This window comes from Arthrobacter sp. Soil736, from assembly GCF_001428005.1.
GTDB lineage: Bacteria > Actinomycetota > Actinomycetes > Actinomycetales > Micrococcaceae > Arthrobacter.
In genome coordinates this window covers 139252-154153 of sequence record NZ_LMSB01000008.1, presented here as the reverse complement: position 1 = coordinate 154153, position 14902 = coordinate 139252, and the positions used below count along the sequence as shown (strand labels likewise).

The window sequence follows — 14902 nt, the reverse complement described above, 5'->3', positions numbered from 1 at the left end:
TAGAGTTGGAGCATGGCCGGACTGGTGGATGCGCTGGGACCCATCCTGGAATTGATGACGTGGGTGGGGTTTGTTCCCGGTGTGCCGCTGCTCGTCTGGGGCCTGATCATTGCCCGGCGGCGCTGCGTCTGGACCCGAACCACGGGCGAGGTCTACAGCGCCGGCGGGTTCACCGGTTTCCGCTGGACCGATCAGGACAACGTGCAGCGCCAGACCCTCGTGGACGCCGACGTTGCGCGGGGACTCGTGGCAGGCAACGAGGTGGAACTCCACTACGACCTCTGCCACCCCGCCCGCTGGGCCCTCGGGCGTCCCAAGCATGACAACACCGTCCTGATCCTGGGCTGGATCCTCACCTCGGTGGGCATCCTGTGCACCGTGGGGGGCTTTGTGCTGCTGCTGTTCTGACTGCGTCCGCTGACTGCTGCTTCCGCTAGGCGTGCGGATCCAGGCTGGGGCCGCGCCCGGGAGTGCGCTGGGACCGCCCGCCGCGGCGGTTCCTGTCCCGCAGGTGATCCAGGAGCGCCTGCTCCGGTTGCCCCGGATTCTCCGCCAGGTGGCGCAGGAGCCGGCGCCGGACGTCGGAGCGGGGGTCAGCGGTGGCCAGCACGCTCTGGATGATGTCCAGCACCTGTTGATGGAGTTCCGAATCGTCGACACTGGTGGTGGAGGGCTGGCCGAGCTGGCCCGCTCCGGCATGACCCCACCGCTCCGGCGGAATGGGTTCGTACAGGTCGCGAAATTCGGTGTGCATCACGGGCTCCTTCATGAGAGGTGAATCTGATTCAGGCTGCCGCCGCGGGCGCTTATTCATTGCTGCCGCCTCCGTTGCCGTTGTTTCCGGAGAGACCGCCTTTGTCGTCGAGGGTGGTGCCCGACGTCGAATCGTCGAGGCTGCTGTGTGACGTCGAGTCGTCAGTGGGGGCCACAGCGGGGGAGGTGACCTGCGCCGGTTCCACGCGCTCCACGATGACCGAATCCTCAGGGGCAGCGGTCCCGGCGTCCGGCGCCTCGGCGGCCTTTGAGGCGGGCGAGGTTGCGGGGCTGAGCGGGGCCGACTTGAGCGCGGGCGAGGTGGCCTTGGGCGTGGCAATGGGGGCCAGGCCGGGGCGCTGGGTGAAGCCGTCAATGTTGAGGACAGAGTCCTGGGGCGAGGGTTCGCGCACGACCACGCCGGAGAATTGGTCAGCCGGGGCCCCGGCGACGGCCTGCGCCCAGACCGAAATGCTGGCAAGTCCGAGCAACGGAATGCTCAGCAAGGACCACTTCTTCATCGGCTTGCCTTCCCTCATTGGTGGTTCCACTGTGAGGGGTGAAGGTGAGGCAAGGATGAGACGCGGATGAGAGTCTTCTCATCCACCGCCTACACGGCCGCGGGCTCCTGGCCGTTGGGGTCGCCGTTGCGGTCCTTGTTACCGGGCTGGTCCGCGGGCTGGTCACCGGAGCCTTCAGTGCCGCTGTTTTCGGCGCCGGCCGGGTCGTTGCCGGCCGGGTCGGCGGCTGCCGGGTCGCTGCCGGCCCGGGTGTCCGCAAGCGGGGCAGGCATGCACATGAGGCGGTAGCCCACGCCCCTGATGGTCTGGATGCGTTCCGCGCCGAGCTTGTGCCGCAGATACCGGACATATACGTCCACGACGTTGGAGGAACCCTCAAAGTGGTAGCCCCACACGCGGCTCAGGAGCTGTTCGCGGCTCAAGACCCGGCCTGCGTTCTCCATGAAGGTCCGCGCCATGACGAACTCCCGCGCTGACAGGTCGATCACGCGGCCGCCGATTTCCGCGGTGCGCAGGTTCACGTCCAGGGTCAGGTCTCCGCAGACGAGGGCCGGCGTGGGGGTAACGCCCTGTGTCCCGCGCAGCCGGAGCTTGACGCGGGAGAGGAGCTCTTCGAACCTGAAGGGCTTGGTCATGTAGTCGTCCGCCCCGCCGTCGAGCGCGGCCACCGTGTTTTCGAGGCTGTCCGCCGCGGTCAGGACGATCACCGGAACCGTGGTGCGCATGGCCCGGAGGTTCCGGAGGACGGCCAGGCCGTCCATCCGCGGCATTCCGATATCCAGGATGAGCAGGTCGAACTCGCCGGAGGTGGCGTAGTCCAGCGCCTTCACCCCGTCAGACACCTGGGTGGTGGTGTAACCGGCGGCCGTGAGGCCCTTGGCGAGGAATGCTGCAATGCGGGGCTCGTCGTCGGCGATCAGGATCCGCGTCATGGCGTTCCTCCGGCCTTGGTCAGGATCTCAATGCCCGACGACGGCCCCCTCACGTGGAGTTGGACGGCATCGCCAGCTGTGCTGTCCGCCTCACCGCTGCCTTCTTCGCCGCTGCTGTCACCGCCTCCGGACGGAATGACCAGCACGAAGCGGCTCCCCTTGCCCACCTCGGATTCCAGCCGGACCGTACCGCCGTGCGCCTCGGCAATGGCTTTCACGATCGAGAGGCCCAGGCCCGAGCCTTCCGTGCCGGCGGCATTCCGGCCCTTCCCGAATCGTTCGAAGATGCGCTGGTGATCTTCGGCGGGAATGCCGGCGCCGGTGTCCGCGACCCAGATCTCGAGGTTTTTCGCGAGGCCGGGCCGCGCGCCCTGCTGAGCGCCGCCGTCGTCGTTCTCCGCCCAAGCAGCCCCCACCGAAATCCGGTCCGCCTCCGACGTGTGCTTCACGGCGTTCGCCGCGAGCTGCTCGACGGCCTGGGTCAGCCGGCGGCGGTCCGCATGGACCAGGCCGCCGGGCTTGGCATCCAGCAGCCAGCGGCGCTCGCCGAGGACCTTGACCCGGTTCATGACGGCCACCAGGAACTCGTCGGTTTCGATCCAGTCCGGGGAAATGAAGTCGGGACGGCCGCTGCGGGCCAGGATCAGCAGGTCATCCACCAGTTCCTGCATCCGGTCCAGCTCGTCCAGGAGCAACTCCCGGGTCTGGTCGACGTCGGCCGGATCGCCGGCGCGGAGCAGTTCCAGGTAGCCGCGGATGATGGTCATGGGTGTCCGGAGTTCGTGGCTGGCATCGTGCACGAAGCGGCGCTGGTTCTCGAAGCCGGACTCCAGCCGCTCCAGCATGTGGTTGAAGTTCATGGCCAGCTGGGCGACGTCGTCCGTGCTGGTCGGAACCTCCACGCGCTTGGTGAGGTCGTCGAACGTGGTGCTCTGGGTGGCCTCCCGCAGCCGCCGGATAGGACTCATCAGCCGTCCGGTGACCAGGTACCCCACCACACCCGCCAACGCCAGCGTTGCCAGCGAGGCCAGGCCGTAGATCCACATGGACTGGATGACTTCGGCGCGCTGGGCGCCGATCTCGTTGGAGACCACCATCAGCCCTTGGTCGGGCCGGCCCTCCAGGGAGACGGAGGTGATGGCGAGCCGGACCTGGCGGCCGTCAATCACGGTGTCCCTCAGCACGGTCTGGCCGGGAACCCGCCAGTCCCAGAGGCGCTGGATTACCTGTGGCGAATTCAGTTTGGTGCGCTGGTCCCCTATGGGCAGGATGATGTTGCCGCCGCGGACCATGGTCATGACGGACTCGGAGCCTCCGGGCGACCCGCCCCGCAGGTAGGTGGTAAAAAGCTCTTCAAGCGAGGTGTAGGCCGCACCGCCGGAGTTCGGCCGGCCGCGCTGCGCCAGGGCGTCCAGGTTCTGGCTTGGCAGCTGGAGTTGCTCGTTGACGTTCTCATTGAGGATTTTCAGCTGCGCGGCGTGGGTGAACGCGCCGGAAACGAATAGCCCCACGGCCATGAACATCAGCAGTGTGGCCAGCACCCGGAACCGGACGGAGTGGACCTCCGCCCGCAGTGCGCTGGCCGGGTTCACGGTGCTGCCTGTGGTTGTCGGGGTGATGCCGGCGGGGCTGCCTCTGCCGGTACGTGCCGCCGGACTACGTGCCGGTAACTTAACGCCGTACATGAAATTGCCCGTTCGGCAAAAAATTTTTGGCCGCGGAAGTCGCCCGGTACGCCCCTCAACGCCGGGTACTCGGAATACTTGGTTGCACCCGCCACGGCCATGGCCCGTGTCATTGGATCACCCATTTCATGGTTATTAGGCGGTCCCCCGGGGACGAGGATCGCCGCATCACCGCTGGAACTGCGGTAATACGAAACTAGCCCCGTGATCTTGGGAAAAACTTGGTGTTTCAGCACCCCCACGGACGCCCTACCCCAAGTACTCAGGGGGTCCGCCGGCAGGCAGCAGACAGGTGGTCGCCAAAGGCCGCCAGAGCATCCAAGTAGTCCCCGTGCCAAAAATCGAGTACTCGCTACTCGTGCCCCTACATGGCCGAGTGACAAATATGAGGACAAGCCATTCATGGGGAATGCAGTTCATGGGGATAGTAGGTGCGCAGATGGTTCAGTCAGTTGCAGAGGACACCCGCTGGCCGGGTAGGGCCCGCGAAGACGAGTACCTTCCGCCGACTTTGAAAGGCGGGCAGTCAGCGCGGCTGTCCATCAACATCCTGGGTCCGCTCCGGGTCCGCCGCGGAAACGTGGTCATCGGATCGCACGAGCTGGGCGGACCAAAGCCCCGGCAGGTGCTGGAGATCCTGTTGCTCAAGCTGGGTACACCGGTCTCCAAGAACCACCTGATCGACGTCCTGTGGAACGGGCAGCCTCCGGCCGAGGCCCTGTCCACCCTCGAAAGCTACGTCAGCGTCCTCCGGCGACACCTGCAGCCGGGCACCGGCAAGGGCGGCGCACTCCGCACAGTCACCGGCGGCTACCTGATTGACCGTTCCATGGTGGACCTTGACCTGGACCGCTTCGATGAACTCCTGAAGCAGGCCGGACATGCCGGCCCGGAGGAATCTTTCCGGATGCTCGAGAAGGCGCTGGAGATCGCCTCGGTGCCTCTGCTCGGCGATGAGCTCCTGGCAGGCTGGGCGGAAGAGGAACGCGGACTGCACTCGGCCCGTGTGGCCAGCATCAAGGCCCGTGCCGCCGAAGCCGCCGTCACCGTGGGGCAGCCCGAACGCGCCGTGGCACTGGCCAGCGAACTGCTGCTGGATGATCCCATCAACGAGCGGGCCTGGACCGCACTGGTTCTGGGGCTGGAGGAATCCGGACAGTACATGGAAGCGCTGCGGGCCTACGGTCGCTGCCGGCGGGTCATGGACCAGGAGATCGGCTGCCTGCCGGGACGTGCCCTCCGCGATGCGCATGCCAGGCTGCTGCAGGCAACCGCTGCCAGCGACGAGGAATCCTCTGAGATGTCCGACGACGGCGACGCGCCTTTGCCGGCACTGTCCGTGCAAAGCTCCCGGGAAATCAGCATCCTGACCATCGACGACCACAGCACGTTCACCGAGCTGCTGACCGCCGCCCTTGACCGCGAGCCGGACCTCCGCAGCGTGGCTTCGGCCACCACCGCCAAGAGCGGCGTGGAGCAGAGCATGGCGCTCAAGCCCGACGTCGTCATCATGGATTACCACCTGCCCGACGGCGACGGCCTCACCGCCGCCGCCCGCATCCTGGCCGATGCACCGAACACGCGGATCGTGATGCTGACCGGCGACCCGACGCCGGATGCGCTGCGGACCGCTGCTTCGATGGGCATCTGCGCCTTCCTGCCGAAGGGCGGCTCGCTGTCCACGCTGCTGGATACGCTCCGGTATGCGCGGGCCGGGAACATGGTGGTCCACCCGTCCCTTGTGGCCCAGCTGGGCATGAGCACGCCGAAGCCGGCACCGGCCGTCCGGGCGGTGGAGGCGGGCGGTCCGGTGCTGACGCCACGTGAGCTTGATGTGCTCCGGCTGATGGCAGGCGGTCACGGCTCGAAGGAGGTGGCCAGCAAGCTGGACATCTCCCTCAACACCTGCCGCGGCTACGTGAAGGCAATCTTCGCCAAGCTAGGCACTCATTCGCAGCTGGAATCGGTAATGGAAGCGTCACGGCGCGGCATGCTTGAGCAGCCGTCCCATGGCTAGGCCGTCCCTTCGAAAGCCTGCCCTGTTCCGCCCGTTTGAATCGCCGGCGTCCGAGAATTCCGAGGTCTTCAGGGCCGTCCGGCGGTTCCTGCTCATGGGCCTGGTTGCCCTCGTCGTCGTCACCACTCCGGTAGCCTTCTGGATCTGGTCCGAGGCCGAACACCACGCCCTGCAGAACTCGAAGGAAGCGACCGAGCATCTGGCGAGCAACGTGGTGGCGCCCCTCCTGGACGAAGAAGTCCTGTCGGGGAACCCGACGGCGGTGGAGCGCCTTGACGAGCGGCTGCGCCCCTGGATGGGGGAAACCTCGGTTTTCGAGATCCGGCTGTGGGACAAGGACGGGCGCATTATCTATTCGGACGACTCGAAGCTGATTGGCAAAAAGTTCGACCTTCCGCACGAGGCCGCGGAGGTGCTGGCCGGAGGTCACGTGCCAGCCAATCTTGAGATGCAGAAGGACGAAGTGAACACACCCGATGCGACGCAGCAGGAGCTGGTGGAGGTCTACGTGCCTGTCACCGCCCCGGACGGCCAGCATCTGGTGTTCGAGGCCTACTACGACAACGACGGAGTCCGGGCGGAGCAGGCTGCGGTCCTGTTCGGCATGGCACCGCCGTTCCTCCTGGCCCTCGGCGTGCTGCAGCTGGCACAGCTTTTCCCGGCTGTCCGGCTGGCCCGCAGGATCCAGGCGTACGAGGCGGCACGGAGCCGCCTGCTGCGCCGGGCCATCGAGGCCTCGGAGCTGGAGCGCCAGCGCATTGCCAGGGATCTCCACGATGAAGTGATCCAGGACCTCTCGGGCCTGTCTTATGTGCTGGAATCCGAGGAACGCCACGGCCCTCAGGCGCAGCGTGCGCTCTTCGCCGATGCCCGCAGGATCCTGCAGGACAATGTCCGGAGCCTCCGGGCGATGACCACCGAACTCTATCCGCCGGACCTCAACAGGCTGGGGCTCAGCGGAGCCCTCGCGAGGCTGGGGGATCCGCTCGAGGAACGCGGGATCAGCCTCGAACTCGAGCTGCCGCCCAAGTGCGAGCTGGACAGGGACCGTGCCGCGCTGTTCTACCGCGTGGCACGGGAGGCCCTGGCCAATACGGCCAAGCATTCCAAGGCGGCCACAGCCCGGCTCCGGCTTACCCAGGACGGCAACCGCGCCGAAATCCGCATCCACGACGACGGCTGCGGCTTCGACCAGAGCCTTGGGTCGCCGGAAGGCCACTTCGGCCTGCGCATCATGGAGGACACCATCGGCGAGGCCGGCGGTACACTGCAGGTGATGTCCGCTCCGGGGCGCGGGACCACCGTGATCGCGCGTTTCGGCGCCGAAATGGATGTTGTCCTGCGGGAAGTCCCGCAACCGGTGCCTTAGCGCCGGCCCACAAGCCGCCGGCCCCTCCAAAGGCGTGGGGACCGGCGTAAAACCCCCGGAAAGAGTTCCCCCTGATGACCCCGAGCGCACCCGACGGGCCGGCTGGGCTGCAGCACACGCGGTTTGCGCGCGCGTACGCAAGGGCCGTCGTCGGAATGAACCGCCGCGGCGGCACCGAGCACCGGCGCCGGCTGCTGGCCGGCCTGCACGGGAGCGTCATCGAGATCGGCGCGGGGGAGGGGTCCTCGTTCGGGCTGTACCCGGGAACGGTGACTGACGTCCTGGCCATCGAGCCCAACGACTACCTGAGGAACCTGGCCCGGCGGCGGGCCGAATCGGCTCCCGTCCCTGTCGTCCTGGTGGCCGGAGTGGCGGAGCAGATCCCGGCCCCCGATGCGGGCGCCGATGCGGTGGTGGCCAGCCTGGTCCTGTGCAGCGTCGCGGACCAGGCCACGGTGCTGGCGGAAATCCGCCGGGTGCTGCGTCCGGGCGGGACGCTGGCCTACTACGAGCACGTCCGGTCCGGGAACCCTGTCCTGGCCGCGGCCGAGGACCTGCTGAGCCCGGCCTGGCAGCGGTTTGCGGGCGGCTGCCATCCCAACCGGGACACGCTGGAAGCCATCACGGCCGCCGGTTTCCGTGTCCAGGACAATGAGCGCTTCGGCTTCGGAGGCCATCCGCTGGCGCCGAGGGTGGCCCACATCCTGGGCCACGCGACGAGTCCGGCTCTTTGAGGGTGGGCCCGTTGAGTCCTGCCCGTTGAGGGCGGCCGACTGAGGGCGGCCTGAGGCGCTGGTGCTGGTTCCTGTCCGGGTTGTCCACATAGCCGCATAAGTGCTGAGGGGCTGGCCGGCCCCACCGGTACAGTGAAATCATGCCTGCCGCTTCGCCTTTCGGGGCCTCCAAGTTACCGCCGCTTCAAGCGTTCCCGCTGCCGTCGTGGGGCGGAATGCCGCCGCTTGCGGAACTGCTCGAAAGCGCCCGTGTGGTGGCGCTGCCCATGCGCGTGAAGTTCCGCGGCATCCTGGAACGCGAAACGCTGCTGCTGCGCGGACCCGCGGGCTGGGGCGAGTTCGGCGCCTTCCCCGAATACGGCGATGCCGAGGCCTCCCGCTGGCTCGCATCGGCCATCGAAGCCGGCTGGCACGGTTTCCCGGAGCCGCTGCGGGCCAGCATCCCGGTGAATGCCACGCTGCCGGCAGTTCCTGCCGAGCGTGTGCGGGAAATCCTGGCCCGGTTCGGCCGCGTGGACGCGGTCAAGGTCAAGGTTGCCGAACCCGGCCAGTCCCTCGACGACGACGCCGCCCGGGTTGCCGCCGTCCGGGCCGAACTGCCGGAGGCCGCCGTCCGGGTGGATGCCAACGGGGGATGGGACGTGCCGGCGGCGGTGGAGGCGCTGACCCGGCTCGCCGCCGTAGGACTGGAATACGCGGAGCAGCCCGTGCCGGACATCGACGGCCTGGCGGAGGTCCGGCGCCGGCTCCGCGCGGCCGGCGTGCCGGTGCTGATCGCCGCCGACGAAAGCGTGCGCAAAGAGGAAGATCCGCTGAAGGTGGCCCGCGCCGGGGCTGCCGACCTGATCGTGGTGAAGGTTGCCCCGTTGGGGGGAGTGCGGCGCGCGCTGGACCTCGTGGCTCAGGCCGGGATGCCCGCCGTCGTGAGTTCCGCGCTGGATACCTCGGTGGGGATCCGCGCAGGACTGGCGCTCGCCGCGGCGCTGCCGGAACTGCCGTACGCCTGCGGACTGGGGACGGTCTCGCTGCTCGCCGCGGACGTCACCACCGATCCGCTCGTGGCCGACGACGGCGCCATCCGGCTCCGCGATGTGGCCGCCGACGAGGGGCTGCTTGAGCAGTACGCCGCGGCTCCCGAGCGGAGGGAGTGGTGGCTCGCCCGGCTGCGCCGGACCTACGCCGAGCTTGCCTGAAGCCCCGATCTGGGCTGCGTCCTTCGGGCCAGTGATGTTCACCGGCACTTAACCAGAGTGTCCTCTCATATTTGGTTGACGCTGGCAGGGTGGGCGATGCCGCATCTCACCCCTAGGAGGGGAGGCGGGACCGCATCTCACACCTTGGAAGGTCTCTCTCCATGTCTGAAATCCCCGGACGCAAGTTTGCCCTGCTGCCCATGCTTGGCCACACCAAAGGCAAGCGCAGCCCTGTCACCTGCGCCCTCAAGTGCGACAACGCCTGCGCGGGCGACGTCTGCAACACCAGCTCCAACAGCTACTTCCGTGACATCGCCTCCACCACCCTGTCGCGCCGCGCCGCCCTGGGCTTCGGCGCCGCCGGTGCCCTCGCCGTCGTACTCGGAAGTGCCCTCAACTCCTCCGAGACCGCAGTGGCCGACGCCGGGACCGGCCTTTCGCCCGCCGCGACCACTGGCTACGGTGCAGGCGCATCGAAGCTGCAGTTCACGGCCATCCCCTCCATCGGGGCCGACGTCGACGCCGTGACCGTGCCGGCCGGCTTCACCTGGCAGCCCGTCATCCGCTGGGGCGACCCCATCTTCAACGACGCCCCGGCGTTCGATCTCGCCAACCAGACGGCCGCAGCCCAGGAGCGCCAGTTCGGCTACAACAACGACTACTCGGACATCCTCGAGATCCCGGGCAGCAAGGGACGCCGTGCGGTCCTGTTCGCAAACCACGAGTACACCAACGAGAACATCATGTTCCCGGCCACCATGCCTGCCGCCGAGATGCGTGCCATCGGTGCGGCGGCCCACGGCCTCTCGGTTGTGGAGCTGGAGCGCACGAACAAGAGCACGCCCTGGAGCTATGTCAAGGGCGCCCGCCTCAACCGCCGCTACCTGAACAGCACCCGCTATGAGCTGACCGGTCCCGTGGCCGGTTCCGCCCTGGTCAAGACCACGGCCGATCCCGCAGGCCGCTGGATCAACGGCACCCTCGGCAACTGCTCCGGCGGCACCACGCCCTGGGGCACCATCCTCTCCGGCGAAGAGAACTTCAACGGCTACTTCGTGGCGCCGGGCACGTCCGCCTCCGACAAGCGCTACGGGCTCACCAACAAGCCCACGGCCCGCCAGTGGGAACTTGATGACCGGCGCTTCAACGCCAACAACCCCGGCTACGAGAACGAAACCAACCGCTTCGGCTGGATCGTGGAAGTCGACCCGTTCGACCCCGCCTCCACCCCGAAGAAGCACTCCTCCCTGGGCCGCTTCAAGCACGAGGGCGCCAACGTGATCGTGGCCAAGTCCGGGAACGTGGTGGCCTACATGGGCGACGACGAGCGCTTCGACTACCTGTACAAGTTTGTCTCGAAGGCCAAGTACGTCGAGGGCGACCGCAAGCACAACATGACGCTCCTCTCCGAGGGCGACCTGTACGTTGCCAAGTTCAGCGGCGACGCACCTGCCGCCGAGATCGACGGCACGGGCACGGTTCCGGCCGACGGTTCCTTCGACGGCAAGGGCGAATGGCTGCCGCTCGTCGTCGGCGGCAAGTCCATGGTTGCCGGCATGACCGTCGAGGAAGTCCTCGTCTACACCCGCCTGGCCGCGGACAAGGTGGGCCCCACCAAGATGGACCGCTGCGAGGACGTGCAGCCGAGCCTGCACTCGGGCAAGGTCTATGTGGCCTGCACCAACAACTCGGACCGCGGCAAGCCGGGCAAGGAAGGCGCCACGGAAGTCAACCCGCGCAACGAGAACCGCGACGGGCACATCGTGGAAATCACCGAGACCGGCGACCAGACCTCGCGGAAGTTCACCTGGAACCTCCTGATGGTCTGCGGCGATCCGGCACAGGGAGACGTCACCTACTTCTCCGGCTTCCCGGCAGGCCAGGTCTCGCCGATCTCCTGCCCGGACAACCTGGCGTTCGACTCCGTGGGCAACCTCTGGATCTCCACCGACGGCGCCCCCTCGGGCATCGGCCGGGCGGACGGCCTGTTCAAGGTGACCGTGGACGGCGCAGAGCGCGGCCGCGTCGAACAGTTCCTGGCAATGCCGCGCGATGCTGAGACCTGCGGACCCATCGTCCACGACGACGAAGGCCACGTGTTCGTCTCCGTCCAGCACCCGGGTGAGGAAGGCACCTTCGCGGCGCCCCGCTCGTACTTCCCGGACTACGTGCCGGCCGGTGCGACGCCGAAGCCCGGCCAGGTCCGCGCCCCGCGCCCGTCCGTGATCCAGGTCTTCCGTATCGCCGCCTAGCGGTTCCTGGCCGACCCTCTCTCACTTCCTGTCGGTTTTTGGGTGGCGCTCTCTCACTTCCTGTCGGTTTTTGGGTGACCCTCTCTCACTTCCTGTGGCAATGCGGACAGGAGGTGAGAGAGCGTTGCCAATTCGACAGCAGGAAGTGAGAGAGCGTCTCGGCTTTAGCTGCGAAAAGTGAGAGAGCGTCGCAGGGAGGCCAGGACTGATAATTTGGGCTTGTGAATAATCCGGCGGAAATGGTTGTCCCCAGAGTCCAGGCAGCCATTGCCGAAGCGTTCGGCGAAGAGTACCGCGACACTGATCCGGTGGTGCGGCCGTCGCAGTTCGCCGACCTCCAGATCAACGCCGCCATGGCGCTCGCCAAGAAGGTGCGCCTGCCTCCGCGGGATGCTGCCGCCAGGATCGTCGAAGCGCTGGAGCTCGACGGCATGTGCACGGCCGTCGAAATCTCCGGCCCCGGCTTCATCAATCTGACGTTCGACGGCACCTGGATCGAGGAGCTGCTCAACACCCAGGCATCCCAGACGCAGGGCGGGCCCGAGACGCAAGCCCAGCGCGTCGCCGTCGACTATTCCTCCCCAAACGTTGCGAAGGAAATGCACGTGGGGCACCTCCGCACAACCGTGGTGGGCGACAGCTTGGTCCGCGTCCTCGAGGCGCTGGGCCACACCGTGATCCGGCAGAACCACATCGGCGACTGGGGCACCCCCTTCGGGATGCTGATTGAGCACTGGCTGGAGATCGGCGAGGATTCGCCGGAGGCTGCGCTGCTCGTGGAGGACCCCAGCGCGTTCTACCAGGCAGCGCGCGCAAAGTTCGACGGCGACCCGGACTTTGCCACGCGGGCACGCCTTCGCGTGGTGTCACTTCAGTCGGCCCATGAGGAGACCCTGCAGGTCTGGCAGCGGTTGGTCGATCATTCGAAGGTCTACTTCAATGCCATCTACGCCAAGCTGGGGGTCAGCCTCGAGGATGACCATATCGCCGGCGAAAGCTCGTACGATGCCCATCTGGCACAGCTGTGCCAGGAACTGGAGGAGCGTGGCCTGGCGCGCGTCAGCGAGGGCGCCCTGTGTACCTTCCCGGCGGGCTTCACCGGCAGGGACGGCGAGCCGCTGCCGCTGATCATCCGCAAGTCCGACGGCGGCTACGGGTACGCCACCACGGACCTGGCCACCATCCGGTACCGCGTCCAGGAACTCCACGCCGACCGCATCCTCTACGTGGTGGGCGCACCGCAGAACGTGCACCTGCGGATGGTCATTGAAACGGCGCGCGAGGCTGGCTGGCTGCCGGACACGGTCGAGGCCACCCACGTGCAAATCGGTAACGTGCTGGGCGAAGACGGCAAGATCCTGAAGTCCCGCTCCGGGACGCCGGTGAAGCTTATGGCCCTGCTGGATGAGGCCGTGGACCGCGCCCGCGCCGTGGTGGACTCGAGCCGCCCGGACCTTTCGGCGGAGGAGCGCGCCGCGACCGCGCGGCAGGTGGGCATCGGCGCTGTGAAGTACGCCGACCTCTCCGTCGGGCACGATACCGAGTATGTATTCGACTTCGACCGCATGCTCGCACTCAGCGGCAACACGGGCCCGTATGTGCAGTACGCCGCGGCGCGGATCCGCTCCATCGTGCGCAAGGCGGGCGAGTCACCCTCGGCGCTCGCGGCTGGTACGCTCACCGCTGGCGGGGCGGCGGGGGAGCCGACGGCGGCCGCGACGATCGCCGTCGTCGAACCGGTCGAACGTGCACTGGCGCTGCACTTGCTGGAGTACGGCGCCACCTTGCGGAGGGTCGGCGAGCTGCTGGAGCCGCACCGGCTGTGCGGGTACCTGTTCGAGTTGGCGCAGCTGTTCACGTCCTTCTACGACCAGTGCCCCGTGCTCAAGGCGGACGACTCTGTTCGCGAATCGCGGCTGGCCCTGTGCACACTGGTCCTCCACAGGCTCTCCGAGGGCCTGGACCTGCTGGGCATCGAGACCCCGGCCAACATGTAGCCGCGCGGCCGGCCCTGGCCCGGCCCGCCTCCCTTCCGCCTTCCGCCTTCCGCCTGCAACGCTCTCTCACTTCCTGCAGGTTTTTGGCCGACGCTCCTCCAGATCCTGCAGGTTTTTCTCAAACGCTCTCTCACCTCTCGCGGCATGACCGCAGGATGTGCGAGAGCGTTTCTCGTTCTACCGCAGGAAGTGTGAACCGTCCCGGGAATCATGCCGCCTGTTTGTTGGCGGCGTCGTCGGGTAACGGGCCGGTTTGTAGATCATAATATGTTTGCTCGTACTCCTCTGGCGTCTGGTGATCCAGGGCAGAATGCAGGCGTTCGTTGTTGTACCAGTGGACCCACTCGAAGACGATCTCCATTACGTCGGTTTCGGTCTTCAGCGCGCCGGTGCGGAACGGTGAGTCTTTCGCGACTGCCTCGTTCTTGAATAGCCCCATCACGGTCTCGGCGGCGGCATTGTCATAGGCATCACCCACGCTGCCAATGGACGGCTGCAGGCCCTCCAGGGCCAGTGTGTCGGTGTAACGGATGGAGGTGTACTGGCTGCCCGCATCGGAATGATGGATCAGTCCCGCCGGCGCCGGGCGGCCGGTGTGCTGGCGCCGCCACAGGGCCATCCTCAGGCAGTGTTCGACGAACGCGGTGTCCTTGATGGTTGAGGTTTCCCAGCCGACGATCGCGCGGGAGTACAGGTCGATGACCAGGGCGACGTAGACGAATCCGGAGTAGACCGGAACGTAGGTGAAATCGGTCACCCAGATCTGGTTCGGGGCCGGGGCGGTGAAGTTCCTGTTCAGCAGGGGAACGTAGGTGAAATCGGTCACCCAGATCTGGTTCGGGGCCGGGGCGGTGAAGTTCCTGTTCAGCAGGTCGCCGGCGCGGCGGCCGTCCTTGCCGGGGATGGTGGTGCGGGTCTTSCGGCCTCTGATGAGGCCGTTCATGCCCTCTTCGCGCATGAGCCGGTCCACGGTGTGTTTGGAGGCTTCCGGGAAKCCGTTMCGGCGCAGCCACTGCGTCATTTTCCGCCKCCCGTARATGATCTCGGGCCGGGGGCGTCCCTTCGCATCGGGGACTTTCAAGCCGCGGAGTGCRTCGGTGATGCGYGCGTCTTCRAKGGTGCGCAGGGCTGGCAGGCGTTTCTTCCACGCCCGGTAGGTTCGTGCGGCGACCTGCACGCCCTGCTCCCGCAGGACGGCACAGATCGACTCGACCGCATAACCAACAGGGCGTTTCTTCCACGCCCGGTAGGTTCGTGCGGCGACCTGCACGCCCTGCTCCCGCAGGACGGCACAGATCGACTCGACCGCATAACCAACAGCGCGCATTTCGTCGATGAATCGACAGATCAGCGGCGGCGAGGGTCGAGCTCCCTCGCGAAGAAAATCGAGGCCTGTTTGAGGATCTCGTTGGACTCCTTCAAGTCCCGCACCTCAGCCCGAAGCCGCTT

The 14902-nt window shown here is 67.1% G+C and carries 12 protein-coding genes; 7 read left to right on the top strand and 5 right to left on the bottom strand.

Features of this window, described 5'->3' with window-relative positions; all coding sequences use genetic code 11:
* Positions 1-12 precede the first annotated feature (12 nt).
* Positions 13-408 carry a hypothetical protein gene (locus ASG92_RS07025; protein ID WP_056626324.1) on the top strand — a complete coding sequence of 132 codons (396 nt, stop codon included), beginning with the start codon at positions 13-15 and terminating at the stop codon, positions 406-408.
* Positions 409-433: 25 nt separating this feature from the next.
* Here ASG92_RS07025 and ASG92_RS07020 read toward each other — a convergent pair whose 3' ends face one another.
* The 4 genes from ASG92_RS07020 to ASG92_RS07005 all read right to left on the bottom strand — a co-directional run bounded on the left by ASG92_RS07020 (position 434) and on the right by ASG92_RS07005 (position 3798).
* Entirely contained in the window at positions 434-754 is a 321-nt protein-coding gene (locus ASG92_RS07020) for a hypothetical protein (protein ID WP_056626321.1), read from the bottom strand.
* A 52-nt stretch (positions 755-806) separates the two neighbouring features.
* On the bottom strand, positions 807-1292 hold the full coding sequence (locus ASG92_RS07015) for a hypothetical protein (RefSeq protein ID WP_056626319.1): 486 nt from the start codon (positions 1290-1292) through the stop codon (positions 807-809).
* Positions 1293-1363: 71 nt separating this feature from the next.
* Complete coding sequence (locus ASG92_RS07010; protein ID WP_082579357.1) at positions 1364-2206, bottom strand: response regulator transcription factor; 843 nt, start codon at positions 2204-2206, stop codon at positions 1364-1366.
* Positions 2203-3798 (bottom strand): HAMP domain-containing sensor histidine kinase, encoded by a 1596-nt coding sequence (locus ASG92_RS07005; RefSeq protein ID WP_082579356.1) that lies wholly within the window; start codon positions 3796-3798, stop codon positions 2203-2205. The genes ASG92_RS07010 and ASG92_RS07005 overlap by 4 nt, the downstream gene beginning before the upstream one ends.
* Before the next feature lie 532 nt (positions 3799-4330).
* Here ASG92_RS07005 and ASG92_RS07000 point away from each other — a divergent pair.
* From ASG92_RS07000 to argS, 6 genes are all read left to right on the top strand, one after another.
* The gene (locus ASG92_RS07000) at positions 4331-5908 is read left to right on the top strand and encodes a response regulator (protein ID WP_056626386.1); all 1578 of its coding nucleotides are present in this window, start codon (positions 4331-4333) and stop codon (positions 5906-5908) included.
* Positions 5901-7277 (top strand): sensor histidine kinase, encoded by a 1377-nt coding sequence (locus tag ASG92_RS06995; RefSeq protein WP_056626318.1) that lies wholly within the window; start codon positions 5901-5903, stop codon positions 7275-7277. Before ASG92_RS07000 ends, ASG92_RS06995 begins: the two co-directional genes overlap by 8 nt.
* 74 nt (positions 7278-7351) lie before the next feature.
* On the top strand, positions 7352-8011 hold the full coding sequence (locus tag ASG92_RS06990) for a class I SAM-dependent methyltransferase (RefSeq protein WP_056626316.1): 660 nt from the start codon (positions 7352-7354) through the stop codon (positions 8009-8011).
* A 215-nt stretch (positions 8012-8226) separates the two neighbouring features.
* Entirely contained in the window at positions 8227-9204 is a 978-nt protein-coding gene (locus tag ASG92_RS06985; protein ID WP_056626384.1) for an o-succinylbenzoate synthase, read from the top strand.
* Positions 9205-9365: 161 nt separating this feature from the next.
* Positions 9366-11456, top strand: coding sequence for a PhoX family phosphatase (locus ASG92_RS06980; protein WP_056626314.1), 2091 nt, complete (start codon positions 9366-9368; stop codon positions 11454-11456).
* Positions 11457-11695: 239 nt separating this feature from the next.
* On the top strand, positions 11696-13453 hold the full coding sequence (gene argS / locus ASG92_RS06975; protein ID WP_056626313.1) for an arginine--tRNA ligase: 1758 nt from the start codon (positions 11696-11698) through the stop codon (positions 13451-13453).
* A gap of 208 nt (positions 13454-13661) precedes the next feature.
* Here the strand turns inward: argS and ASG92_RS06970 are convergent, their stop codons facing one another.
* Positions 13662-14780: an IS3 family transposase gene (locus tag ASG92_RS06970; RefSeq protein ID WP_082579355.1), complete on the bottom strand. Its 1119-nt coding sequence runs from the start codon at positions 14778-14780 to the stop codon at positions 13662-13664.
* Positions 14781-14902: the final 122 nt, after the last annotated feature.

Coding starts and splice junctions, on each gene's coding strand:
- ASG92_RS07015 (WP_056626319.1), bottom strand. CDS start 1,292: ATGAGGGAAGGCAAGCCGATGAAGAAGTGGTCCTTGCTGAGCATTCCG.
- ASG92_RS06980 (WP_056626314.1), top strand. CDS start 9,366: ATGTCTGAAATCCCCGGACGCAAGTTTGCCCTGCTGCCCATGCTTGGC.
- ASG92_RS07010 (WP_082579357.1), bottom strand. CDS start 2,206: ATGACGCGGATCCTGATCGCCGACGACGAGCCCCGCATTGCAGCATTC.
- argS (WP_056626313.1), top strand. CDS start 11,696: ATGGTTGTCCCCAGAGTCCAGGCAGCCATTGCCGAAGCGTTCGGCGAA.
- ASG92_RS06995 (WP_056626318.1), top strand. CDS start 5,901: ATGGCTAGGCCGTCCCTTCGAAAGCCTGCCCTGTTCCGCCCGTTTGAA.
- ASG92_RS07000 (WP_056626386.1), top strand. CDS start 4,331: ATGGTTCAGTCAGTTGCAGAGGACACCCGCTGGCCGGGTAGGGCCCGC.
- ASG92_RS07025 (WP_056626324.1), top strand. CDS start 13: ATGGCCGGACTGGTGGATGCGCTGGGACCCATCCTGGAATTGATGACG.
- ASG92_RS06990 (WP_056626316.1), top strand. CDS start 7,352: ATGACCCCGAGCGCACCCGACGGGCCGGCTGGGCTGCAGCACACGCGG.
- ASG92_RS07020 (WP_056626321.1), bottom strand. CDS start 754: ATGCACACCGAATTTCGCGACCTGTACGAACCCATTCCGCCGGAGCGG.
- ASG92_RS06985 (WP_056626384.1), top strand. CDS start 8,227: ATGCCGCCGCTTGCGGAACTGCTCGAAAGCGCCCGTGTGGTGGCGCTG.